This is a genomic window from Floridaenema aerugineum BLCC-F46 (assembly GCF_041929345.1).
GTDB classification, from domain to species: Bacteria; Cyanobacteriota; Cyanobacteriia; order Cyanobacteriales; family Aerosakkonemataceae; genus Floridanema; species Floridanema aerugineum.
In genome coordinates this window covers 1-25,036 of the sequence record NZ_JBHFNQ010000136.1, presented here as the reverse complement: position 1 = coordinate 25,036, position 25,036 = coordinate 1, and the positions used below count along the sequence as shown (strand labels likewise).

The following is a 25,036-nucleotide window of genomic DNA, read 5'->3' as shown; positions in this document are numbered from 1 at the left end:
TTTAATATCCTGACCGCCGCGCATTCCTCCCCCAAATCTTTGATTTGGAGGAGGAATGCGCGGCGGAAGACCGTTCAAGTTTAGCAATTATTTAGTTGTTGGCTGACGTGGAAAAGCGATCGCTTTTTTTGCCTATAGTTCTGAAACTCAGGCAATTTCTATAATAAGTTTCTTACAAAAAGCATTTTTTGAACCTTGCATATCCAGACTCAAAACCTTTAGCAAACTCAGGAGCAATTTTTTGGCGTTTTTTAATGTATTTTTCTACATCACTAATCATTCTGTCTCCTGCTTAAATAATCTCGTTTTCGCTCAGTTGTAACGCCTTTGGCTTTTCGTTTTTCTAGCCTCATAAAAAATTGCGATCGCTCTTTACACTTTTCCGACTACATTGTTACTTGCTGACTTGGCAGTGTGAAATAAAAGGTACTGCCTTGGTTTAACACACTTTTTACCCAAATTTTGCCGCTGTGATGTTCAATAATATTACGACAAATAGCTAACCCTAAGCCAGTCCCGCCTTTTTCACGAGAGTCTGAACTATTGACTTGTTGAAATTGTTCAAAAATGCTTTCTAGCTTATCCTCTGGAATCCCTCGACCTTGGTCTTGGACAGAGAAAAGCACAGATGAAGGGATTTCTTTTTGGGTTAATAAATCATTAGGAATAACTTCGGCGCTGATGGTAATTGTGGAATTTGGCGGGGAGAATTTAATGGCGTTACTGAGAAGATTGGTTATTGTTTGGACGATCGCATCACCATCAGCCCAAACTTCAACCGCACAGGAGATAATAGACAGAGTAATCTGGTTTTGTTCGGCTTGACTTCGCATCACATCAACTGATTGCTGGATCAACTCAGCAGCAGCACATTGCTTGAAGTTGAACTTTGTGTGTCCTGATTCCAAGCGGCGCAAGTCGAGAATATCATTGACTAAGCGTACTAGGCGTTCGCTTTGTCTAGCAGCGATGTCAATCATATTCTTCATCTTTTCCGGTTTTTTATCAAAAACGCCACCAGCAAGTAAACCCAGAGAACCGTAAATTGAAGTTAAAGGCGTTTTGAGTTCATGACTGACTATGGAAATAAACTCTTGTTTCATCTGGTCAATTTTGCGTCTTTCGGTAATATCTTCCACAGTCCCAACGAACAGAATCACCTTTCCATCACTTGACTTGATTGGTGCGGTTCGCACTTGGGTATAACAGATTTTTCCTTGACGATCTTGGTAGCGCAGTTCGTTAAATACTCCTTCCTTACCTGCGGCTACTACCTCTGACCAATGTTGAAACACCCATTGGCGATCGTCAGGATGAACAAATTCTTTCCAACCATCCCCCAACGCTTCCTCAGCTGATGTACCGATGATTTGTTGATAGACGGGATTGCTATAGATACATTTTCCTGTAACGTCACAGAGGAAAATGCCAATGGGAGAAAACTCACTCAAAGAGCGGAATGTTTCTTCACTTTGACGCAAAGCTGCTTCGGCTTGTTTGCGGGAGGTAATATCATTGTTAATTTCTAGGATTTTAATCGGTCTACCCATCGCGTCTTTTTGCAACACCCAACGGCTAGCTACCGTTAAAGATTGATGATTCCGATGTTGATGTACTAGTTCTCCTTCCCAGTAGCCTTGCTCAAATAATTGGGCTTGAATCTCTGCTAATGGTTGGGGAAATTGAGTTTGCAAAAGAGTATAAACTTCCTTTCCCAAGGCTTCGGCTGAAGTCCAACCATACATTCTTAGGGCTCCTTGGTTCCAGAAAGTAATTACCCAATTCAAATCGCAAGTCATGATGGTGTCATGAGCCAAATCTAGCAATTGGGCTTTTTCTGATAACAGGAATTGAGTTTGTTGCTCTTTAAATAAAGTTTTGAGTAAGCGATCGTTCACTTGATTCAATTCGGCGGTTCGTTCATTTACTCTTTGCTCAAGTTCAGCATTTAGTTTTTGTAAAGCTTCTTCGGCTTGTTTGCGCTGGGTAATATCAACAGAAAAAAGGATAATCCCACCAATTTCACCTTTAGCAGTATGCCAGGGATGAATCTCCCAGAACAGCCATTGCTGCGATCCATCTGCCCGGACAAACAAATCTTCTTCAGATTTCTCGATCGCCCCTGCCAAACAACGTTGATGAATCTGTCGCCAACGTTCGGGAATTTCGGGAAAGATTTCGTAGTGCGATCGACCAATCAGAGATTCCAGCGAACTAAGGTTATATTCATCTACCCAACGCTGGCTTGCCATGATATAGCGCATATCCCGATCGAACATCGCAATCCCAGCAGGCGCATACTGAGCAAATAACCGCAGGAGAGCTTCGGTTTGCTTGCGTTCTGCCAGTTCCCTTTGCACTTGTTCCCACAAGGCAGATTGCCCAAGCGCGACGCTGACTTGGGCGGCTAACTGCCGCAAAAGGTTGATTTCTGAATCTTGCCACTGGCGCGGTGCGGCACAGTGATGGGCAGCGAGTAACCCCCACAATCGATCGCCTTTGAGAACGGGAACAACCAAATTTGCCCTTACTTGTAATTTTGCCAGAAATTCAACGTGACAGGGACTAATACCGGAATTATAAATATCAGATTTGGCTGTAACTAAGCCTTGTTTAAAAGGTTCGACATACTCTTCGCCAATGCAAGGGTCGTAAATCTGGAGTGGTAAAATTGCCATCCATTCATCTGCCACCGACTCAACTACAATCGTTCCGCCCCAGCCAGGAGAAAATCGAAAAATCGTGACGCGATCGGTTTTGAGATATTCCCGCACTTCATCTACTGTGGTTTGCAGAATATCTTGTAAATTGAGCCAATTACGTATGCGTTGGGTAATTTCTGACACCAACCGCTGTTGTTCAAATTGGTGTCGCAGCTGTAGAGACGTTGCAAGCAACGTCTCTACAGCTTCTTTTCTGGCATCGATCGCCATAATTGTTCCCGACATTCGCACAGGTTGCCCTTGTTGGTTATAAAAGGCTTTTCCCCGCCCTTCAACCCAGTGCATGCTACCATCTGCCCAGACAATTCGGTACTCATAATCGTAGGGAGTGTGGTTTTTTAAGGATTGGTCGATCGCCTGATTTAATCCTTCTCGATCGTCTGGATAAAGATAACTATCAAAGGTTTCATATCTCCCATCAAAACTACCAGGCGCTAAACCAAATAACTGTTCGTGTTCTGGCGACCAAATAATTTTCCCCGTCACCATATCCCAATCCCACATCCCCATTTGTGCAGCATTTAAGGCTGTTTTTAGGTGTTGGGCACTTTCTTCTTGCAATTTCTGGCTTAGTCGTTCAAGTTTGTATTTGCTCGCCTTTAAATTGGCGCACAGGAGATTGATAATTAGGGCAACGAAGGTAAAAATTCCTAACCGCAGCAGATGGTCAAAAGCAGGTGTCCATTGGTAGAAGGGGGGAATCAAGAAGTAGTCGATCGCCAGCACAGAGAGAACAACAGATACAATACCGGGATAAATGCCGCCATACCAAGTACTCGCAATCACGGCGACGTAGAAAAACGCGCTATTCGTCTGGGTCATTAATGGCTTAATCCAGATTGTCAGCAACAGAGCGATTCCTGTGGAAGCGATCGCCACCAGGTAGGGTAGTAACAGGTGATACACTCTATATTTCATGCTGCTCTCTCTGGCATTGGAATTTTCCGGCTTTTCAGCACTCTTATCATTACTATTAACGATCAATAATACCTGGAAATACGGATCTGATAGGGCTACCAACTCAAAACTTAAGAATTAAAACTCAGAACTTCCCACTGTTAAGATTTCCCCTGCTTCACCAAATTGTCCCACTATTGTCTAATAACGCAAGTTGCTATACTGTTCACGGTCATAGCCAGTAGGGGCGAAGCATTCCGGTAGTAATTTGTTGGTTGAACCAAAAGATATTTGCCGGAATGCTTCGCCCCTACAAATCCAAAATAACTGTTTGTGTCCGTGCAGAGTATAGTTATCATCCTTCGGGTGCGTCAGAACTAAAACTTCCTGTGACTTGCCCAAATTTTACAGTCTGACGCACTCTACTTGAGATAAGTAGGTGTAAATAAATAAAGTAGGGTGCGTCAGAACTAAAAATTCCTGTGACTTGCCCAAATTTTACAGTCTGACGCACAGGACAAACCTTTTGTCTAATAGCTTGAGATATTTCAAATGGAAAAGTTAACAATTGTCCTAAGTTTCGCTTTTTTCCTTTTAATCCCTCTAACCTCGCCCAGAGAAAACAAAGCTTTAGCTAATCAATCTTTCTTGATGACACAAGCTACTAATAATGATAGCGAAAAAGTAATGGATTTAGTTTGGCGACTTCCAGAAGTACAGCAAAAAGCGGCAGAAATCAGAAGGTTATCAAATGGCAAAATAAGAGTTAAATTAATGATAGAAAGTACACCAACTAAAACTGAACCTTTTTACACGGTGAGACTTTTTGAAGATCATCCCGATCGCATTGTCACACTTTATTGGTTTCGCGTTAATATGCCAGAAGAAAGGATTACCGTGCAAGATGAAATCACAGGCGAATACGTTTCCTTAGAACAATGGCGGAAAAAATGAAAGCGATAGAAATACAAAATAACTTTGGTTTAGATTGTTTGCGGTTGTGCGATCGGCAAATCCCCACACCCAGTATAGGACAAGTCTTACTAAAATTACACGCTGCTTCCCTAAATTATCGAGACTTATTAGTAGTACAAGGACGTTATAATCCCAAACAAAAATTACCCTTAATTCCCCTTTCCGATGGCGTAGGCGAAATAGTTGCTGTTGGCGAAGGAGTAACGCGAGTTAAAGTAGGTGAAAGAGTTGCCAGTATCTTCTTTCAAAAATGGTTAGCGGGAAAACCCTCAAAAGAAGTATTTCGCTCAACTTTAGGTAGTCCTGTAGATGGTGTATTAGCAGAATACATTGTGTTAGATGAAAATGGAGTAATTCCAGTTTTGCAACATCTTTTCGATGAAGAAGCTGCAACTTTACCTTGTGCTGCTGTCACTGCTTGGAATGCTTTAATAACTGGTGGTAATTTGAAAGCTGGAGACACTGTACTTTTGCAAGGTACTGGTGGTGTTTCTCTGTTCGCTTTGCAGTTTGCAAAAATGTCTGGGGCGCGAGTTATTATTATTTCCAGCAGTGAGGAAAAGTTGGAAAAAGCGCTGAAATTAGGTGCAACTGATGGAATTAATTATAAAACAAATCCTAATTGGGATGAACAGGTTTATCAATTAACAAATGGTGTCGGTGTTGATTATGTGGTAGAAGTGGGAGGTGGGGGAACTTTACCTAAATCTTTCCGCGCCGTTTCTGTGGGTGGACATATTAGTTTAATTGGGGTTCTCACGGGTAACACGGCGGAAGTTAACCCTTTACCTATTTTGCATAAAGCTGTTACTGTTCAAGGTGTTTATGTTGGTTCCCGTGAGATGTTTGACCAGATGAATCGGGCGATCGAATTACATGGAATTAAACCAATTGTCGATCGCACTTTTCACTTTACAGAAGCAAGGGAAGCTTTAGAATATTTGGCAAGTGGGGCACATTTTGGTAAAATTTGTCTGAGGTTCGATTAGTATGATAGTAAGGAGGTCGATGTAAATAAAGTAAAAACTATGGCGGGCAGGTGCCCCACCCCAAAATAATGTTGTAATTTTTGTGGGGGGGGAACCCTCCCCGCCCCAGGAAAATGTTAGCTTAAATCAGTACATTGTATTTTTGTTGAGTAGGGTTAGTTAATTATTGCTGAAAAACCAGACTGATGAACACTTACCCTGCTTTCCAAGTACCATGAAATCCCATCGGAACAACGCTAGGTAATCCTAATTTACACACAGGTTCATCATCTAATCTTTCGCTATCAAATACCCAAACTTCGCTTTGATTGTTGTTACCATCATAGACAACTGTTAACACCCAACCTTGATGAGGATGTAGGGAATCAGGTGCATAAATTGGTTCTACAGGATAGTGATTTTCGCCTAAGTTTGCTTCTTGGAGGGTGTTGGTTTGATGGTCGAAACGTGCGATCGTACTATATATTTCCCTAGTAGTGTCCGAATTCTTGCCATGCAAAGACATGAAAGTGTAACGAGAAAATTCCCCGACATTTTCCTGGGGTACAATAGGAAATTCACCATCTCGATCGAGCAATTCTTCACTTGATTTTACCTTACCAGTTTCAGGATCGAGACGCACTTGCCACAAGGTTGATTTAGCAGGAAGTTGAATTTCTCCACTAGGTAATTGTTTGAGACGTTGATTAGTTTGAAAATCTTGATAACGAAAGAAATCGATCGCAATTTCTCCGTTATTATCTACATAACCGTTGCTAAAATGCCATTGATACCAAGGTTCAGCTTCGCTTTTACTTACTAGGGATAGAGTTGTGCGATCGAAAACTAAAACTTGAGTTCCTAACTGCGGTTTCCATTCCATTACATCGCTGTAACTCTTACCAAAAAGGGTTGGCAATAAGTTTACTCGTACTGGTGGAATAAAAAATATTAAATATTTACCTGCCATGACAAAATCATGAATTAAAGGAACTCCATCCACAGGACAACTAGACTTTCGCCGGATTTTACCAGTTGAATCACTCTGATAAATATTGAGAGTTGAATTCTTTCCTATACTCACGCCAAAGTTGAAAATTTCCCCGGTTTTAGCATCGCATTTTGGATGGGCAGAAAAAGTTAAATTCTCACCTAAACCAGATAAATCATCTAATCCTTGAGTTTGCAAAGTTTCTAAATCTAAAGCATGAGGTTTTCCGCCTTCCCAAAGTGCTAAAAGTTTATCTGGCAAAGCTAAAACTGAAGTATTAGCAGAATTTTTCACCGACCTAAACCACTGATTCCAAAAAGGCCCAGGCGCAGTCATGCCATAATTACCATAGAGGTATTTACCAGCTTTTGATTCTTCTAAATATCCAGCAGTTTGCACATAGCGATAAATTCCCGTAGCGCCATTATCGCTGAAATTTACGCCCAGAATTGCCCCATCACCATCAAACCAATGCCCAACTTTTTCGCCACCACGTTCTAATCTAGCGGGGCCATTACGATAGAGTGTACCACGCAAACCTGCGGGAATTTTACCCGCAATAATTGACAAGGGAGTTAAAGGAAATTCTTGTGCTGGTTGGGAAATCGCATTTGCCCAAGCTTTCCGAGTTGAGGGTTTAGTAATTGTTGTCATCTTTCGCAGGTAGGAGAAACGCAGAGTTTATCAGTTCAAATTTGCTTTTTGTCAAGCCGTTATTTAAAAATTGTAACAAAAAAGTACCTTTAGAGGTATGACTGAGAACCAAACTCATGGTTACAATATTGTCTTAGCTATTTTTTCCCAAAAATAAACATTTCCAGTTGTATTGTTTGTATGTTTATGAAGGCATTGTATCAGCAAGTAAAAGAGAGTCTGTTAACACTAATTGGTCATGGTGTGGAAGCTTTCCCCGCTTTTTTGACGGCGCTTATTGTTGTTTGTTTAACTTCTTATATTGCTAATGTAGTCAGACAGGGAGTAAAAAGGATTGGGGCACGTACTATTAAAAGTTTATCTTTGCGATCGCTCCTCATCCAAACCAGCTATGTTACAGTTTGGGTAGTTGGCATTCTGGTTGCTTCTGTAATTGCTTTCCCTGATTTACGCTTAGGAGATTTAATTGGTTTACTAGGGTTAAGTTCGGTTGCATTTGGTTTTGCTTTTCAAGATATATTCAAAAACTTTTTAGCAGGAATCTTGCTATTATTGCAAGAACCTTTTCGCATTGGCGACCAAATAATTGTCCAAGATTATGAAGGTACAGTAGAAGATATTGCGATTCGTTCTACACAAATTGTCACCTATCAAGGGGAAATAGTCGTAATCCCAAATGCTGTTTTATTTACTAACCCAGTACAAGTATTAACCGCCCAACGTCAGCGGCGCACAGATTTAGGAATAGGTGTAGATTACAATACTAATTTACGTTTAGCTGTAGATGTTTTGCTACAAGCAGTATCAGAAATCGAGGGTGTTTTAGCTGAACCAAAACCAGAAGTAGATGGATTAGGTTTTGGGGAAAGTTCGATCGATTTTGTCGTGCGTTATTGGACTTTACCGCAAAAAATCCACGTTCGCCGCACTAGAACCAAAGTAATAATTGCCTTAAAAGAAGCGTGCGATAAAGCAGGAATTAATATTCCCTATCCTATCCGCACGCTTTACTATTATGACCAAGAAAAATACAACGATAACGTCGCTATTTCCAATGGTAAAAAAGCTGGCGAGTGAACAATTTTTGAGTTGTAGGGTGCGTCAGATAGCAAAAAATTGGAGAGAGATCGCTAAATTTCGGCTTCTGACGCACCCCACTAAACGTAACTAGTAACTTGAGTTAGTTGTAGGGTGCGTCAGATAGCAAAAAATTGGAGAGAGATCACTAAATTTCGGCTTCTGACGCACCCTACTAAACGTAACTAGCAACTTGAGTTAGTTATTTTGATTCTCAGTTACTTGCTGCACTTGTTCTACAGTTAATTCAAGTGCTTGGGCGATTTGTTCCACAGTTAAACCCAAAGCTAGTAAACGGGATACAGTTTCCAACTTGGTTTCTAGTTCAACCTCTTGCTTAATACTTTGATAAACCCTGGTTTGTTTAAATTCGGTTTCGGTGAAGTTAAACATTTGGCGGATTTCCTCCCTGCTTAATTGAGTGAATTTGTAAACTAAGATTGTTTCTATTAATTCTAGAATTTCTCGCTTGGTTGTGGCATCTGTTATTTGTTCTCGCGCTTGAGAGATTAATTCTCTGGCGCTGGTAACTGCTGTTTCCTCCCTTTCAATTATTAATTGTACAATTCTCAATCCGAAAGTGTTGTTTGCTGCTTCTCCTAATTCATCTAAATAGATGCGTTGTACTTGGGGAGTGGAAAGCAAACTTTGATAGGGTATTGTGTCTGCTGTTTCTATTCTGCGAGTGGGATAAACTACTACCGCACGCCAAAGGTTTACGGTTTCGTTTTGGCGGAGGTAAAGGAAGATTTCGGAGAATAAGCGGCGGTAAAATGTTGTATCTGGTTGGAATTGGACTTCTGTGAAATATACTGTTTCTGCGTTGGTGTTGGGAACGGGGATGAATACGCCATCTATTCGGAAGGCGGTTTGTTTGATTTCAACTGAGACGAATTGATAGGTGTTGATATCGATGTTTGGTTGTCCTATTAATTCAAAAAAGATGCGGGGGAAGGTTTTGAATAGGCGGTAGAATATGGAGTCGGTTTTCACGTTGGTTTTGCTTTTTGGTGTTGAGGTGGAATTTTAGTATTTTAGTTGTTTGGCGGTAACAACATTCTTTCTTCAATTCCTTCCCAGGTTTTTGGTGAGACTCGCACTGCGGCTTGTTTGCATTGCAAAATTAGATTGTTTGCATAGAAATAGTTTTTGAGTGTTACTGCTTCTTCTTCAGATAAATTTATTAGTTCCGGCCTAAGATTGAGAGCATTTAGCCAAGTTTCTAGAATACGTTCCACAAATTTTTGTCGTACTGTAAGTGGTTCATTATCATCAGGACTTTGAGCTTTTAGGGCTTTCAATCTAGCAATTAATGTAGTCAAATTTAAAGCATGAAAAATTTGCATTTGTTTTAATTCCTCGGCAAGCTTAATAGCCTCATTAATGGCGTAGGCATTGGGTTTGGCGTTGGTGGAGGCGATTTCGTAGGCGATGGCGTAGATGGCGTAGGCGTTGGCATTGGGGTTGGCGTTGGCAATGGCGTTGGCGTAAGCGATGGCGTAGACTTTGGCGTTAACTTTGGCATTAGCTTTTGCGTTAGCTTTTGCGTAGACGATGGCATAGGCTTTGGCGTAGGCGATCGCACGTTTAACCACAGGTTTTAGATCTGCTGGTGAACCATTTGTTGCCTGTTCTGCCCATCTCAATAAATCTTTCAACTTCGGACTAATAATGTAATTTTGTGCTTCCTTTTCCATCAACAACAACAACTCATCTGCGCCACCACGCATTAACCCAGCCACCAACAAAAATACTTCTTTCCAGCGTCCATCTTTCAGGTGTTGACTAACCAGTTGATTAATCAATCTATTGTCATCAATGTACTGGGCGGTTAAATATTCTTGTAGCGTTAAATGGGAGAAGGAAAAAACATCCTCTGCTCGTTCTACCAAAATCCCTTGTTGAATAGCAATGGCATTCAAAACTTTTTCACCATCCAAATGCTGAGGTGCATTCAAATTACCAGCTAAAAAGGTTTTGATTTGCTGTACAATTTCTCGCTGAGGAAAGAACAACCGATCTGCTTCAAAACCTGTATAAGCAATTTCAGATAGTAGTATCTCTTCTAATTCTGTATGCAGCCCTTGGTAAATTTCATCTCGCAGAATCCGTTTTTCTGATGCCCATTCTTCTAACAAAATTCGCAGTGCTTTGCGGTAAAGAACACTGCGATTATCAGGAAAGTTTTGCGAACGATCGTAAACTAAACAGAGAAACGTTAATAATAAAGGTGTATGGGCTAACTCTTTCGCTGCTTCATTCTCTGGTTTTTGTAGCGACTCCCAACATTTTTCTCCGGTTTTTGCTTGTTTGTCTGAATCTGATTGAAACCAATTCTGAATAAATTGCTGAATTTGAGTATCATCAAAATCAGCCATTGCGACATCGCTAAAGCGGCGAAAACCACTGTGATAAGCGGCTGTGCGACAGGAGGCAATGAAGCGGTTTTTATCCTAGCGATCGACAAAGTTTTGAATTTCGGTAATTGCCTGATTCAAGTTATTTGTTGGTACTTCATCCAGTCCATCTAATAAAATCAATAATTTGCCTTGTTCTAATGCCTTGGCTGTAAATTTGTCTGGGTCTGGAAAACCACATATCCGAAATTCTTCGCTAATAACTTGCTCAATGTTGATATCGCCAGAATTAAATAATTTCAATTCAATAAAAACAGGAATGCAGCTATGTTTAAACTTTCCTTTTTTACCCTTCAGTGCTTCTAATCCCATCTTTCGCAAAAATGTAGACTTTCCTGCACCTGGGCCACCAAGTACCATAAGATATTGTTTATCATTAGCAACTTTAATTCCTTCTTGTTTGGGACATTCTTTATTTTCAAATCTTCGGCTTTTAGCTTCGCGATACGCTTCTTCTAATGTTTCAATAGATGCAAAACTACGAATAGCTGAATCATCTAAAAATAGTACAGATGTATAAATAGATTCCAAATCTACAAATTCACGCATTCCCAAAACTTTTAAAATGCCATGTCGTTCTTTGTAGTTCTGAGCATATTGCTGAGAAGCATTAAAAATTAACTGTTTGGTTTTTTCATCTAAAGTTCTGCCAAACATTCCCAGAAATTTTCCGCCTCCTCCCCAAAGTGTTTGGAAAACTGGAACTGCTATGCCGCTAATAGCTTGTGCCGCTAAAAGTTCTATTCCTGTCATAAGATGAATGGTGATTCAATATAAATTTATTGATACGAATATAGCTGATTAATCAAGCTCATCGCTACATTCAAATATTATGTAAAAGTTAAATTCATTCAGTGGGATGGTGCGTTACACTGGCGTTAACGCACCCTACGTATAGCTAGATCTATAGATCCCCGACTTCTTCAAGAAGTCGGGGATCTGGTTTTTATGATGAGCTTTTAAACTGCTACGGCAGCTTTTAATTGGAAGATTTGTTCGATCGCATCTTCCACAACTTTATCCGGTGTCGAAGCACCAGAGGTAATTCCCACGACAATTTTGCCAGCAGGTAGCCAATTTTCTACTACTTCTAAATCACCGTGTAAAATCTTATGTTCGATGCGATTTCCGGGGCCAATTCTCTCAGCACAATCGATATGATAAGAGGGAATTTTTCTTTCGATCGCTATCTCTTGTAAATGCGTAGTATTGGAAGAATTATATCCGCCAATTACTACCATTAAATCCAATTTTTCATCCACTAATTTAAACATCGCATCTTGCCGTTCTTGAGTGGCATCGCAGATTGTATTAAAGCTTTGGAAATGCTCGTTTAACTGAGCAGGGCCATACTTTTTCATCATCGTATGTTCAAACAATTTCCCAATTTGCTCGGTTTCACTTTTGAGCATGGTAGTTTGGTTAGCAATACCGATACATTCTAAATCTACATCGGGATCGAAACCCTCAGAATAAGCACGGTTGAATTTAGCTAAAAATTCCTCGCGATCGCCACCATTCAAGATATAATTCGCTACATATTCAGCTTGTGCCATATTCAACACAATCAAATATTTATCAGCGAATGAACTTGTGGCGATCGTCTCTTCGTGGTTATATTTACCGTGAATAATTGAGGTGTAACTCTTTTTCTTGTGCTTTTCCACAGTGTTCCAAACTTTTGATACCCAAGGACAAGTAGTATCAACAATTGTGCAATCTTTTTCCGAAAGCAATTGCATTTCTTGGACGCTAGCACCAAAGGCGGGTAAAATTACCACATCACCCTTACCAACGCCAGAAAAATTTTTGTTACCCTTTTCTACAGGAATAAATTCAACCTGCATTTCCCGCAATCTTTGATTTACCGAAGGATTGTGGATAATTTCATTAGTAATCCAAATTCGTTCCGTTGGGAAATGCTGACGAGTTTCATAAGCCATTGCTACCGCACGTTCCACACCCCAGCAAAAGCCAAACGCCTCAGCTAGCCGAATGGTAACATCTCCCCGTTCCAGGGTATAGTTATTTTCGCGGATTTGCCGAATCAGACTGCTTTCATACTCGGATTTCAGAACTCCAGCGACTTCCTCTTGATGACCGAATCCTTTACGATGGTAGTTTTCTGATTGTTGCAGTGAACGTTTAAAAGCTTTTGTATCCATTGTTGTCCCTTGTCTGAAAAGTCCAAGTGCAGATGTTTTCAGACTACCGGGAAATAGGCACCATTGTCATGCGATTTTCCGGGAACAGGGAACAGGGAACAGGGGATAGGGTATAGGGTGTAGGGTGTAGGGTGTAGGGTGTAGGATAAGTTTTGAATAATTTTCTCCCCTGCACCGAGAGCACCCCTGCACCGAGAGATCCCTACTCCCCCAAAACTAACTGTGTGTACATTTGGATTGCCGATCGCCAAACTAGATAACCTTGGCGGTTAAGATGTAATCCATCTGTGGTTAAATCGGCGCGAAGATGACCTTGAGCATTGGTAAATAAAGGATATAAATCTAAAAATTTTACTTCTTCTTCTTGGGCGATTACAGCTAATTGTTGGTTAAGCTGTTGAATGCGAGTGATGGGAATTGCGATTAAGCGATCGCGCCCTTCCCAAGTTGCTTCTTCCCCACCATGAGGTAAAATCGACTGTACTATGACTTGGGTTTGGGGATGAACTCGTCGCAACCGTCGGAGAATTTTGCGGTAATTTTGCAACAAAGTCCGATCGTCCACTCCTCGAATTAAGTCATTAATCCCGATCATGATGTAAATTCTTTGCGGCTGAGTGCGATCGAACAACCCCAACCTCCGCCATAAACCCTGGGAAACTTCCCCGGAAATTCCTTGGTTCAACCAATTTTTGTTTGTTGGTAACAAATCTGGCGGAAACCAAAGACTCAAGGAATCACCCAACAAAATATTTAAATGTTCAGGCTGTTTTTCGGCAGCAACTTTCGCCTCCTGCTGCAAAATATTCATCCACTTTTGATAAGTCAATTGATGTCTTTTTCCTAAACCGGGAGTGGTAGAAGAAGCTTCTGACAACAGACTTTCTCTAGCAACAGAAGGACTAATCTGATAATCAACGGGCCACCAACTATCGCGTAGTAGCCAGCCAACCACCAGTATAAGTAAAGCATTAACAGCTAGAGACAGCAAAGCCCAAGTCGGGTAATTCTTGAGGGAATTTAATACCCGATTCGATTTCAATGTGTTTGGTTCTGATTTGAGAGTGCGATCGGTCATTCGATTAGAAATTTTAGATTTTAGATTTTAGATTTTCCTTTTTCGTTCAGAATAGAGCAAATCTAAAATCCAAAACAGTATAAATTACTCGCCTAGACTCAACCCGGAAGCAAACTCTTCTCCATAAGCTTCTTCGCCATGTTCGTTGATATCTAAACCTTGGTCTTCTGCCAATGGTTTCACCCGCAACGGCATCACCAAACCCAGAAGCTTCAAGATAATTAGTGTACCAACAGCAGCAAAGATATATGTAGCTATCACACCAATTACTTGGGTAACGATTAATCCGGGATTGCCATATAGTAACCCATCATTTCCCGCACTGTTAACTGCCTTAGTTGCAAAAACACCCGTGAGAATCGCGCCTATAGTACCGCCTACGCCGTGAATCGGGTAAGTATCCAAAGAATCGTCGAATTGCAACTTCGCCCGCAAGCTCACAGCCCAAAAACAACAGAAAGCAGTGATCGAACCCATCAAAATTGCTCCCAAAGGAGTGACAAAACCTGCGGCGGGAGTTACAGCTACTAGTCCGGCGAGGAAACCGCTAGCAATACCAATCGCGGTGGGTTTGCCTCTTAATACCCATTCTGCAATAGTCCAAGTTAGACCTCCAGCTGCGGTAGCTACTGTAGTGGCAACAAAAGCTACGGTAGCTAATGGGCCTGCACCTAAAGCACTACCACCATTGAAACCCATCCAGCCAAACCACAGCAAACCAATTCCCAGTAAAACATAAGGGACGTTGTGGGGAGCAGCGGGTTGGGTGGGGTAAGTTTTCCTGGGGCCTAAAATCCAAGCAGCGACTACAGCAGAGACACCAGAACTGATATGTACGACGGTTCCTCCAGCAAAGTCTAAGGCTCCCATAGTACCGATCCAACCTTTGCCCCAAACCCAGTGAGCTAAGGGGGAATAGATAAAGGTAGACCAAAGGATGATAAACCAGAAGAAAGCTTTAAAACTGACTCGTTCAACTATTGCTCCAGAAATGATCGCTGGGGTGATGATGGCGAACATCATCTGGTAGACCATGAATAGTTGATGGGGAATGGTGGGTGTGTAGCCAATGGGATCTGGTTGATCGAAGGCAACACCATTCAAAAATGCCCATTTCAAGCTGCCTAAAATGGGATTCATGATGTAAGGGGGATTGCCTCCTGGTGTCAGTTCGTTGGGGGCAAAGGCGAGGCTGTAACCCCACAAAATCCAGGTGACACCAACAACTGCCATTAAGATCAAGCTCATCATCATGGTGTTGAGGACGTTGCGCGATCGCACCAACCCACCATAGAAAAACGCTAATCCCGGTGTCATCAACAACACTAATGCTGAGGACATTAGCATCCAAGCACTATCCCCTGTGTCGATTTTCGAGACTTCCTCTGCTGCTGGTGAGGTTGTTTCCTGACGCGAGGCATCTGGTAAAGGTGATTCTGGTGCTGGGGATGCCGGGGTAGGAGAGACTAACGTAGGAGAGGCTTCCGGCGAGACTGCCGGACTCGGAGAGACTAACGTGGGGGATGCTTCCGGCGTGAGTGTCGGACTTGGTGAAGGCGATGTTTGCGCCCAAGATTGGATTGCCGTTGGCCCAATCAACACCAAAGCCGAAATTAGACAAGGAATAATAAATTTTTTCAACATTTACCTTTTCCTTCTATTACCAAGCAAGCATTTGGCAGAAATGAATTTTATTGAACGAGTTATAAGTATATGGTTTCTGTGTTTTCTCAACCGAAATAATTTAAAATTTTATAATTTTTTCTAGTTGTTAGTTTATTGAAATTCAGTATAATTCATCAATTATAAACATAAATTACCGTCATAACTTCAGAAAATTTCTGAAGTTATGACGGTAAGTTTATTAACAAATTAGTGAATGTAGTTGCTGCAATTAGTTAAGCATTAACTAATAGTTAGTAGTTATGCCACCAGGATTATTAGAAATTCCTCCAGATTTACCTCCCAAATTGGAAGGGCCAGCTTCTTTAACAAAGCCGCTGTAGGCTTCCATGCCATGTTCGCCAATATCCAAACCGACGATTTCTTCTTCGGGAGTTACACGAATACCCAAAGTAGCTTTGAGTGCTATCCAAAAGAGGGAACTTACTAAAACGGTCATGCCTCCGACGCTAAGAATGCCGACGATTTGGGGCCAGAGTGTGGTGAAGCCGCCACCCATAAACAATCCATGTGGGCCGATTGGTTTACCAGCCAGATCAACCATCCAGGGATAACCACCTGGGCCAACGGAAAATAGCCCAACGGCTAATGTACCCCAAGTCCCGCAAACTAAGTGAACTGAAGTAGCACCTACTGGGTCGTCTATTTTGAGATTATCGAAGAAGGTAACAGCGAAAACGACGATCACCCCAGCTATTAAGCCAATGATTAAAGCACTGCCCATGTTGACGTAGGCGCAGGAGGCTGTAATTCCAACTAAGCCTGCCAAAATCCCGTTGATGATCATGGAGAGGTCTGGTTTACCAAGGTACAGCCAAGCGGTAATAGTAGCAGCGATGCCACCGACAGCACCAGCCATGTTGGTGGTGAGGGCGATGTGTGCGATCGCTTTACCATCAGCAGCCATTGTCGAACCGGGGTTAAATCCAAACCAACCCAACCACAAAATTAAGCAACCCAAGGTGGCAATACTCATATTGTGACCGGGTAAAGCCACAGTTCCACCACTTTGATATCTGCCAATCCGGGGCCCTAAAAATGCTGCACCCATCAGCGCTGCCCAGCCACCAACTGAGTGAACTACAGTGGAGCCAGCGAAGTCAAAGAATCCCATTTTTGCTAACCAGCCACCGCCCCAAATCCAGTGTCCTGTGATTGGGTAAGCAATACCTACAAGTAAAATGCTAAAGATTAAGAAGTCAAGGAATTTAATTCTTTCCGCCACAGCCCCAGATACGATCGTGGCTGCGGTTCCTGCGAATACTAATTGGAACAAAAACTTGGCTTCTAAGGGTACACCTGTCCAGTTCAAAGCGCTGAAAATGCCTTTGTAAGCGTCTCCTGTGGCTGGACTGTTATCTTGTCCATTGAGGAACATTCCACCTAGTCCGCCAATGAAGTCGTTGCCGTCGGCAAACATTAAGCTAAAACCAATTGCCCAAAACGCCAGGGTGGAAAGACCGAATACAATTAGGTTTTTCGCTAAAACGTTAACCGCGTTTTTCTCCCGACAAAAGCCAGTTTCTAACATACAGAAACCAGCGTTCATAAAGAATACTAAAAAGGCAGCGATTACTACCCACAATGTATCTAATGCTACTTTTAACTCGGCAGTTGTAGGGCCAGCAGCAGGTACCGCTGCGCTAGCGGCTGCGGGATCGGCTGGTGTCGCTGGTACCGGAACAGGTGTAAGTACAGGCGATGGAACGGCTGTGCCATCCTGTGCAGTTGTGCCTTCCGGTGAAGGTGATGCCGTTGGTGTAGCTTCTTGTACAATTCCTGGCTCTGTAGGTGTGGCAGTGGGTGTGGCATCTTGTGCGATCGCCATGTAACCCCAAGACAACACAATCATTAAAGCTAAGGGAATACAAGCTTGCCAACTAGGAGACAACCTCTTTACTCTCGTTGGCAATTTCTGCAAAAATTTGGAACTTAATACTTGGTCGAGCCGTCTATTTGCAAATGGTCTTCTAGCTTTCGTTCTCGACCTCTTCTTTCTGAGGACTAATTTAGGCATGATTTAAGCGCTGTTCTTCCGATGTGTAAAACGTCTCAAGACTTTTTCGACTAATGTTTGGTGATTGTAACTTGAGGGGATTATTTTTAGATATTTTTTCCCCAATTTTACTTAGGACAACTATGCGTTTTAGGTTTCAAATCTGACTATAGTCAATCTTTTTGTCCAAGAATTCTGTAGCAATTTATACATTTTCCTGCATAAGGCAGTAAGCAGAGGGGCACAGGGGCAGGGGGGGCAGGGGAGCAGGGGAGAAAATTATGGAAAACTTACCCTAAACCCTAAACCCTAAACCCTAAACCCTATTCCCTATTCCCAACTAATGTGTGTCTTGCAAATACTGCTTGTAACCAACATTATCTAGCTTGGTTTGTTTGTTAATTACGGATTCTGAGAGATTTTGGCGGTATTGTACTACTTTTTCTTGCAATTGAGGCTGATAAGTCGCTAAAATTTGCACTGCTAAGAGTCCAGCATTGGTGGCGTTGCCAATAGCAACAGTTGCTACAGGAATTCCTGCAGGCATTTGCACAATGGAATAAAGCGAGTCAACGCCTTGGAGGTGACGACTGGGTACGGGTACGCCAATTACAGGCAAAGGAGTTAGGGAAGCTACCATTCCGGGCAAGTGAGCAGCGCCGCCAGCACCAGCGATAATAACTTTTAAGCCACGCTGGGCGGCTGTTTGGGCATAATTTACCATGCGTTCAGGGGTGCGATGGGCGGAGACGATGGCAACTTCACAGGTTACACTGAATTCTTCACAAATGGCGATCGCTCCCTGCATAGTTGGTAAATCGGAATCGCTGCCCATGATAATACCAACTAATGGTTGGTCAGTCATTGTACAAAAGTTCGACAAGTCAAAAGGTTATTAGTTATTCTGACAGAGGTTGTAGCAAACAGAACCAATGATTTTTCCGGTGCAGATTACTAACGTTAGATTTCCAGGGTACAAAGGTCTACAAAAAATCTCGATCGACTCCCAAGGCAAGATTACCAAAATTCAGCAAATGGGTGTCGTTAATTCCCAAAGTTCTACAGCAAATCAACATATTATAGATGTTGCAGGTGACTGGGTTTCTTTAGGTGGTGTAGATTTACAAATTAATGGGGCGCTTGGTTTAGCATTTCCTGAATTAAATTCGGACAATTGCGACAAACTTCCGGCAATTTGTGATTTTCTTTGGCATCAAGGAGTTGATAGTTTTTTACCAACTTTGGTGACAACTTCTCTGGAAAATTTTCACCAAAGTTTAGCAATTTTCGCAGATTTTGTTAGTTCCCAATCAGAAAATAAACCTACAGCCAAAGTTTTGGGTGTTCATTTAGAAGGGCCATTTTTAAATCCCCAAAAACGCGGGGCACATCCGGTTGAGTATCTTTTGCCTTTAACTCTGGAAAATGTCAAGCGAGTTTTGGGCGATTACCCAAGTGTTGTAAAAGTTATTACTTTAGCACCGGAATTAGATCCAACGGATGAAGTAATTTCTTATTTACAAGACTTAGGAATTATCATCAGTTTAGGACATTCTCAAGCGACATTCAATCAGGCAGAAAAGGCTTTTAAATTGGGTGCTTCAATGGTGACTCATGCTTTTAATGCTATGCCAAGTTTACATCACCGCGAACCTGGATTATTAGGGGCAGCAATTCTTGATTCTAATGTAAGATGTGGTTTAATTGCTGATGGACAGCACGTTTCTTTAGCGATGATGCAAATATTGCTTCGTGCTAGTGATTACGATAAGGGAATTTTTTTAGTTAGTGATGCACTTTCGCCTTTAGGTTTACCTGATGGTGTTTATCCTTGGGATGTCAGAGAAATTGAAGTGAAAAATAGCACCGCTAAGTTGCCAGATGGTGTTCTAGCGGGGACTACTTTGCCGTTATTAGCGGGAGTACAAAATTTGGTAAGGTGGGGGATTTGTGTTCAGGAAAAAGCGATCGCATTAGCCACCGTTTCTCCCCGCAAAGCAATGGGAATTCCAGCTATAATTGGGCAATCTGGCTATCAATTATTACGCTGGCAAACTAGTCAATCCCAAGCAACTAATGAACCTCTTTTACGTTGGCAAAGACTCTTAACCTAACTCTAAAGTTGTAACTCCAAAAACCTTTGTAATATCAAACTCTGGTATGCCACCAGTGTACATTCTCACGCATTCAAATACTGGCTGCATCCGATACTTTTGCGCTAGGAAAATAGCTTGGGGATTTGCATCTGGTGTATCCAGAAAAATTGCTTGATTTTGGGCATGGTTAATCAAAGCTAGAAACAGCGACTCTGCTATTTCTAAATCATCGGCAAATAAAGGCCCAATTTTAAAACCATTGCGACATTTTCGCAAAACTCCATAACCAGATAAATTGTCATTTTTGAGGAATCCATAAGCAGAATTTTCCGGTTGATTAATCCATTTTTGCAGAAATTGCGGGCGGGGAGTGGGGAAGCATTGGCGATCGTAATTCAGTAAATTTTCTATTGGTACATTGGATAAAGGTACAATACTTTTATTATAATCTGTAGCCATTCCCAAACCTGCATAACGTACATGACGATAAGCTGACTGAAAACCAAATTTACGATAATTTTCAACTTGCGCTAACACTCCATCCAAAGCAACATTTCTATTTTCTAATAGCTTTAAACCTGCGTTCCAAGTTTGTAAACCAAAACCTTGACCTCGCCAATTTGGTTTAACAATATACAAACCAATAAAGCCAAATGTGTCATCATATCTAACAGCAGAAATACTACTAATAGGTTCGCCATTAATTTCACCTATTAAAAAACCACCAGTATCGGCTGCATAAAATGCTTCTGCATCGTAAATTCCTGGGTTCCAACCTTCTGCTGCTGCCCATTCTAAGGATAATTCTAAATCAGCCAGAGTCATGGGTCGAATTTTAAATAGATTGCTGTTGATATCTGCCATAAAATTTACTTGAAGTTGATTAACTGTTAACCAAGATTTTATATTATGGTTTTGGCTGACCACAATTATGTTAAATTAAATTTTGGCAACTTGTTAGGCAAACCCAAATTCATGAACGCAGCTGACGACAAAACTATTGTTCAAAACTACTTTAATTCTACTGGCTTTGACAGATGGCGACGCATTTACGGGGATGGTGAAGTTAACAAAGTCCAACTGGACATTCGCAACGGACACCAACAAACTGTAGATACGGTAATTAGCTGGCTAAAAGCAGATGATAATTTAACTGATTTATCTATCTGCGATGCTGGATGTGGTGTGGGTAGCCTCAGCATTCCCCTAGCACAAGCTGGCGCTAAAGTTTATGCTAGCGATATTTCCGAAAAAATGGTCGGTGAAGCTAAAGATAGAGCACAACAAGTTCTAGGAAATAATCATAATCTCACCTTTGCTGTTCAAGATTTGGAATCATTAAGCGGCAAGTATCACACTGTAATTTGCTTGGATGTATTAATTCATTATCCTCAAGAAAAAGCGGCTGATATGATTAATCATCTCAGTTCTTTATCAGAATCAAGGTTAATAATTAGCTTTGCACCAAAAACTCTTTGTCTCAGTTTGTTGAAGAAAATAGGCAGTTTTTTCCCAGGGCCTAGTAAAACAACTCGCGCTTATTTGCACCGAGAAGTTGAGATTGTGAAAATATTGGAAAGTTGCGGATTTTCCATAGAAAGACAAGCAATGACTAAGACTCGTTTTTACTTCTCTCGCATCCTAGAAGCAACTCGTAAATAAAATAAACTTAATTTAAGTTCGTTGTAACGACTTTAGTCGTTCCTTTGTCAGAATAGAACGACTAAAGTCGTCACAACGAACAAGTCTGTTGTAACGACTGAAGTCGTTTCTTGGTGAGTAAAAAATATGATGCGGATTTTTTTAATGTTTGGGGCAATTTTTGGGGCTGTGTCTGTAGCTGCTGGCGCTTTTGCTTCCCATGCCTTGAAGGAAAAACTTACAGAAAGAGCGATCGCTATTTTTGAACTAGGCGCTCGTTACCAAATGTATCATGCTTTGGCTTTGGTGTTGGTGGCGTTGCTGCTGACTCGATTTGAAAAACCCACACCGTTTCTGCTAACATCTGGTTGGGCTTTTATTTTGGGTGTAATAATTTTTTCTGGCAGCTTGTACGCTTTGAGTTTAACCGGGATCAAGTGGCTAGGAGCAATTACACCCGTTGGGGGTGCAGCTTTTATAGTAGGATGGAGTTGTCTGGCGATCGCAGCTTGGGCGTTGAAGTAGTCAGCCATTAACATTATTATTTTCCCCTACCATGTCCAATTAGAGGGGGGTGCCATGAAAGAATTCTTAATGATCTCTGGTGGGATTTTCTTAATTTTAATAGCTTTAATTGCAGTAACGGTCTTAGCTATAGTCATTGCTGTATTTATCTTCCTACCTAAATATCTTAAATCTCTGCCTCAAACAATGGAGTTAAACGAGGAAGCACAGGACTATGTAAATACAGCAATTTTAGAAACAGTCAATGATTGGAACTTTAAAAAGCTTTACGACAGAGCTACACCCCAATTTTTAGAATTATCCCACTCGGAAGAAACAGAAAAAATTGTTGCTTTTTGTCGTCAACTTGGCAAACTAGAATCCTATAAAGGTGCTGTAGGAGGATGGCATTCCCCAGAATCAAGCAAAGAAATGTATCTAGGTAGTAGTCAGAAATTTGGCAAAATCGCTTTAGGTAACTATGTTGCTGAAGCAGATTTTGAAAAAGGCTCAGCCACAATAAAAATGCAAATTATCAGGCGAGAAAATCAATGGTTAATTAATAGTTTCACCATTAGCACTCAAGGAGTAATTACCACTTTAGGAATTCCCACTACCTTGGAAGCATTAGTAGAGACCGATCAAAAGAAACGCCTCTTAGAAGCTTTAATTAAGGGAGATGAACCGAAAGATTAATCATCTGGTTGGCGCGATCGTCTAAATTTACGCCAATACAAATTATTAAATTATTTCGGCTTTACAGTAAATCTTTGGCGGTGTTTCTGTAAAATATTTAAATAATGCTGGACATAACCAACCTTCCATATCTTTGGTTTCCCAAATATACCAGTTACCCCCATATTCCTCTTTTAACCAACTTAATTCTGCTTGATATCCCGGAAAAGGATTACTAGAAAATAATAAGCGAAACCCATTTTCAGCCAGGGGAATATCCTGTACTAAAACATCAATCATTTGGGGTATACCGCTAACAAAAGGTTCTTTTACTAGTCCTACTCTTTCGTCATCAAAAACCCATGTCTGTTCATATTTGTAGGGAAAAATTACCATGATTGCATTAAACATCAGACTACCTCTCACTTTTATTATTAACAGAATTATTTGGGGATAAATTATGGTTTTCTAAAACCTCTTCCTCTTTGATTTGGACTTCATCACTAATATTTAACAGTGACTCAGGTTCGCTCAGTAGTTGTCGCATTAAGATCTGGATTTCTTTTTCAAATTGACGCTTTCCTTGGTGAAAGAAATCTTCAGAATTAGAACGATATAAACCGTTAGTTACCTGATCAGGGATAGTATTTGCTAATAGGGACGGACTCTGTAATAAAATTAGCGAAACTCCCCCTAATGTCCCATTAACTAATTGGCAAACTATCCGAGCCAAATTGATTTTCATTTTGGATCACACAGATAATCTTACATCAATCCTATTATAGATATGGAAAAATGTTATTAGTTATGATATTTTTTGGTAAAACATACTTGTAAAAATAATGGCAAATACATACTTATTTTTAGCTAAGCGCGGCAAAAACCAATGGTGGCGTTACCTGTCAGCAATATCTTTGATTTTATTTTCCTGGTTAGTGATTGGTAATATACCTGCTTTAGCTTTAATACTTTTAGTATTTTATGATGGTAACGATCGCACAAGTTTTGACTCGGAACTAAATCGGTTTGACGGAATAGATTTATTATGGAATTATTTAGTAATTCATTTTGCTTTTATGGTTTTTCTACTTGCTTTGTATATTGCAGTTAGGTTTATACATCAGCGAGAATTCATTAGTTTAATTACTCCCAGAAGTCAAGTTAAGATTTCCAGAATTGTCCAGGGATTTTGGCTGTGGTTTATTCTTTTAGGTATTGCTTGCGCGATCGAATATGCACTGTTTCCCCAGAGTTATGAGTTTAGTTATAACCCAAGTAAATTTTTCCTATTTCTCCCTTTTGCCTTACTTTTAACTCCCATTCAAACTAGCGTTGAAGAGCTTTTTTTTAGAGGCTATCTAATGCAAACAGCTAGCTTAATTACTCGTATACGCTGGATTCCTGTTGGCTTTTCATCGTTAATCTTCGCAGCTATCCATTTAGGAAATCCCGAAGTAGAATCAAATTTTTTTATTTTAGCTCTTTTTTACTTAGGGTTAGCTTTTTTCTTAGCGCTCATTACTGTTAAAGATAATAGTTTAGAACTAGCTTTAGGAGTTCATGCGGCGAATAACTTATTTACTATTTTGTTAGTTAATCCCATTAATTCTGCTTTACCTGCTTATCCAGTTTTTAATTATACATTAAATCCTTTATACACTTTAGTAAGTAGTGCGATCGCAGCCATCATCTTCTATCTAATTATCTTCCGAAAAAATTCCCAAGATAGACAAGATAATCAAACAACTAAAATGCCAGAACCAAAAATTAACAGGAAACCCCAGTAATCAGAGAAATCAATTTAGGGGTTTCCTACCTAGCTTAAGAGATCAAAATCTTAACAACTCTACTTGCAGGAAATTGTCTCCTTGTCTGTAATTTGGTTGGGTTACTACTTGTCCTTCACCTAATTTAACAACAAAAGTGTCAGGCCAAGTTGCTTCTAAATCAGGGCCTCCAACACCTATAGGTAAAGTTTGAGTGCTATAGGCAATAGCACCATAAGCGGGTTGATAAATACCGTAAGTAACCTCAGCTTCACTAAATTGACTAAAGTTATATCGATTAATTTCCAAATCCTCTACAACTGCGGGATCGATTTGAATTCTCGATCTTGGCACAACCTGTGCATCAGCAACAAGAGGAATCCCTACAATTAAAGCAGACATTCCCAGAAGGGAAGCAATTTTGGCGATAGTTTGCATAGCTTGTTTCTCTGGTGTGATATTGGTTGGATTGATTTGTGCTACAAATAAACATCGTTTACCTCAGATGTAGAAACGTTTGATAAAACGTCCTGACATCTGTAGCTTTTTCACTCTTCACCACACTTAAGAAAGACTTTTCTCTAGCTATGTTAGGGGTCGAGTAGAGAGTCACCCCTCTACCCTCCCATTCAAAACCGTGCTTGCGACTTTTCACCGCACACGGCTACTTGTTAATTCGGTGTTTGTCACCACATACCGCTTTGCCCACTTATAGGGCTTAGGCGATTAG

The 25,036-nt window shown here is 40.9% G+C and carries 22 protein-coding genes; 8 read left to right on the top strand and 14 right to left on the bottom strand.

Annotated elements, in window-relative coordinates:
* Positions 1–386: 386 nt before the first annotated feature.
* Positions 387–3,641, bottom strand: a complete 3,255-nt coding sequence (locus ACE1CC_RS17900; RefSeq protein ID WP_413271786.1) for a PAS domain S-box protein — start codon at positions 3,639–3,641, stop codon at positions 387–389.
* 531 nt (positions 3,642–4,172) lie between these two features.
* Here ACE1CC_RS17900 and ACE1CC_RS17895 point away from each other — a divergent pair.
* Both ACE1CC_RS17895 and ACE1CC_RS17890 read left to right on the top strand, forming a co-directional pair.
* Positions 4,173–4,574, top strand: coding sequence for a hypothetical protein (locus ACE1CC_RS17895; protein ID WP_413271785.1), 402 nt, complete (start codon positions 4,173–4,175; stop codon positions 4,572–4,574).
* The gene (locus tag ACE1CC_RS17890; protein ID WP_413271784.1) at positions 4,571–5,584 is read left to right on the top strand and encodes a zinc-dependent alcohol dehydrogenase family protein; all 1,014 of its coding nucleotides are present in this window, start codon (positions 4,571–4,573) and stop codon (positions 5,582–5,584) included. Before ACE1CC_RS17895 ends, ACE1CC_RS17890 begins: the two co-directional genes overlap by 4 nt.
* Positions 5,585–5,777: 193 nt before the next feature.
* Here the strand turns inward: ACE1CC_RS17890 and ACE1CC_RS17885 are convergent, their stop codons facing one another.
* Positions 5,778–7,208, bottom strand: coding sequence for a carotenoid oxygenase family protein (locus ACE1CC_RS17885; protein ID WP_413271783.1), 1,431 nt, complete (start codon positions 7,206–7,208; stop codon positions 5,778–5,780).
* A gap of 186 nt (positions 7,209–7,394) precedes the next feature.
* Between ACE1CC_RS17885 and ACE1CC_RS17880 the strand changes: the two genes are divergently transcribed.
* Positions 7,395–8,285, top strand: a complete 891-nt coding sequence (locus tag ACE1CC_RS17880) for a mechanosensitive ion channel family protein (protein WP_413271808.1) — start codon at positions 7,395–7,397, stop codon at positions 8,283–8,285.
* 198 nt (positions 8,286–8,483) lie between these two features.
* Here ACE1CC_RS17880 and ACE1CC_RS17875 read toward each other — a convergent pair whose 3' ends face one another.
* The 8 genes from ACE1CC_RS17875 to purE form a co-directional block, all read right to left on the bottom strand.
* Positions 8,484–9,278, bottom strand: a complete 795-nt coding sequence (locus ACE1CC_RS17875; RefSeq protein WP_413271782.1) for an Rpn family recombination-promoting nuclease/putative transposase — start codon at positions 9,276–9,278, stop codon at positions 8,484–8,486.
* A 41-nt stretch (positions 9,279–9,319) separates the two neighbouring features.
* Positions 9,320–10,663 (bottom strand): NACHT domain-containing protein, encoded by a 1,344-nt coding sequence (locus ACE1CC_RS17870; protein WP_413271781.1) that lies wholly within the window; start codon positions 10,661–10,663, stop codon positions 9,320–9,322.
* A 75-nt stretch (positions 10,664–10,738) separates the two neighbouring features.
* Entirely contained in the window at positions 10,739–11,455 is a 717-nt protein-coding gene (locus ACE1CC_RS17865; protein WP_413271780.1) for an NACHT domain-containing protein, read from the bottom strand.
* Positions 11,456–11,661: 206 nt separating this feature from the next.
* A complete protein-coding gene (locus tag ACE1CC_RS17860) occupies positions 11,662–12,867 on the bottom strand; it encodes a 4-hydroxy-3-methylbut-2-enyl diphosphate reductase (protein WP_413271779.1) in 1,206 nt (401 codons plus the stop codon).
* A gap of 202 nt (positions 12,868–13,069) precedes the next feature.
* Positions 13,070–13,945 carry a GDSL-type esterase/lipase family protein gene (locus ACE1CC_RS17855; protein ID WP_413271778.1) on the bottom strand — a complete coding sequence of 292 codons (876 nt, stop codon included), beginning with the start codon at positions 13,943–13,945 and terminating at the stop codon, positions 13,070–13,072.
* Between the two features lie 84 nt (positions 13,946–14,029).
* Positions 14,030–15,589, bottom strand: coding sequence for an ammonium transporter (locus ACE1CC_RS17850; RefSeq protein WP_413271777.1), 1,560 nt, complete (start codon positions 15,587–15,589; stop codon positions 14,030–14,032).
* Positions 15,590–15,854: 265 nt separating this feature from the next.
* Positions 15,855–17,519, bottom strand: coding sequence for an ammonium transporter (locus ACE1CC_RS17845; RefSeq protein WP_459563867.1), 1,665 nt, complete (start codon positions 17,517–17,519; stop codon positions 15,855–15,857).
* 445 nt (positions 17,520–17,964) lie between these two features.
* The gene (gene purE, locus ACE1CC_RS17840) at positions 17,965–18,489 is read right to left on the bottom strand and encodes a 5-(carboxyamino)imidazole ribonucleotide mutase (protein WP_413271776.1); all 525 of its coding nucleotides are present in this window, start codon (positions 18,487–18,489) and stop codon (positions 17,965–17,967) included.
* 67 nt (positions 18,490–18,556) lie between these two features.
* On the opposite strand from purE, the gene nagA reads away from it, so the two are divergent.
* Positions 18,557–19,738 (top strand): N-acetylglucosamine-6-phosphate deacetylase, encoded by a 1,182-nt coding sequence (nagA, locus tag ACE1CC_RS17835; RefSeq protein ID WP_413265120.1) that lies wholly within the window; start codon positions 18,557–18,559, stop codon positions 19,736–19,738.
* On the opposite strand, the gene ACE1CC_RS17830 is transcribed toward nagA, so the two are convergent.
* Complete coding sequence (locus ACE1CC_RS17830; RefSeq protein WP_459563868.1) at positions 19,730–20,575, bottom strand: GNAT family N-acetyltransferase; 846 nt, start codon at positions 20,573–20,575, stop codon at positions 19,730–19,732. The two genes, nagA and ACE1CC_RS17830, sit on opposite strands and share 9 nt — an antisense overlap.
* 120 nt (positions 20,576–20,695) lie before the next feature.
* On the opposite strand from ACE1CC_RS17830, the gene bchM reads away from it, so the two are divergent.
* From bchM to ACE1CC_RS17815, 3 genes are all read left to right on the top strand, one after another.
* Entirely contained in the window at positions 20,696–21,382 is a 687-nt protein-coding gene (bchM, locus tag ACE1CC_RS17825; protein WP_413265122.1) for a magnesium protoporphyrin IX methyltransferase, read from the top strand.
* Positions 21,383–21,508: 126 nt separating this feature from the next.
* Positions 21,509–21,886, top strand: a complete 378-nt coding sequence (locus ACE1CC_RS17820) for a DUF423 domain-containing protein (RefSeq protein WP_413271774.1) — start codon at positions 21,509–21,511, stop codon at positions 21,884–21,886.
* Positions 21,887–21,940: 54 nt separating this feature from the next.
* The gene (locus tag ACE1CC_RS17815; RefSeq protein WP_413271773.1) at positions 21,941–22,561 is read left to right on the top strand and encodes a hypothetical protein; all 621 of its coding nucleotides are present in this window, start codon (positions 21,941–21,943) and stop codon (positions 22,559–22,561) included.
* Positions 22,562–22,606: 45 nt separating this feature from the next.
* Here ACE1CC_RS17815 and ACE1CC_RS17810 read toward each other — a convergent pair whose 3' ends face one another.
* Together ACE1CC_RS17810 and ACE1CC_RS17805 are read right to left on the bottom strand one after the other, a co-directional pair.
* A complete protein-coding gene (locus ACE1CC_RS17810) occupies positions 22,607–22,951 on the bottom strand; it encodes a DUF6717 family protein (protein WP_413271772.1) in 345 nt (114 codons plus the stop codon).
* A gap of 4 nt (positions 22,952–22,955) precedes the next feature.
* Positions 22,956–23,285, bottom strand: a complete 330-nt coding sequence (locus tag ACE1CC_RS17805; protein ID WP_413271771.1) for a hypothetical protein — start codon at positions 23,283–23,285, stop codon at positions 22,956–22,958.
* A 97-nt stretch (positions 23,286–23,382) separates the two neighbouring features.
* Between ACE1CC_RS17805 and ACE1CC_RS17800 the strand changes: the two genes are divergently transcribed.
* Entirely contained in the window at positions 23,383–24,327 is a 945-nt protein-coding gene (locus tag ACE1CC_RS17800; RefSeq protein WP_413271770.1) for a CPBP family intramembrane glutamic endopeptidase, read from the top strand.
* A gap of 42 nt (positions 24,328–24,369) precedes the next feature.
* Here the strand turns inward: ACE1CC_RS17800 and ACE1CC_RS17795 are convergent, their stop codons facing one another.
* Positions 24,370–24,744: a hypothetical protein gene (locus ACE1CC_RS17795; protein ID WP_413271769.1), complete on the bottom strand. Its 375-nt coding sequence runs from the start codon at positions 24,742–24,744 to the stop codon at positions 24,370–24,372.
* Positions 24,745–25,036 lie beyond the last annotated feature (292 nt).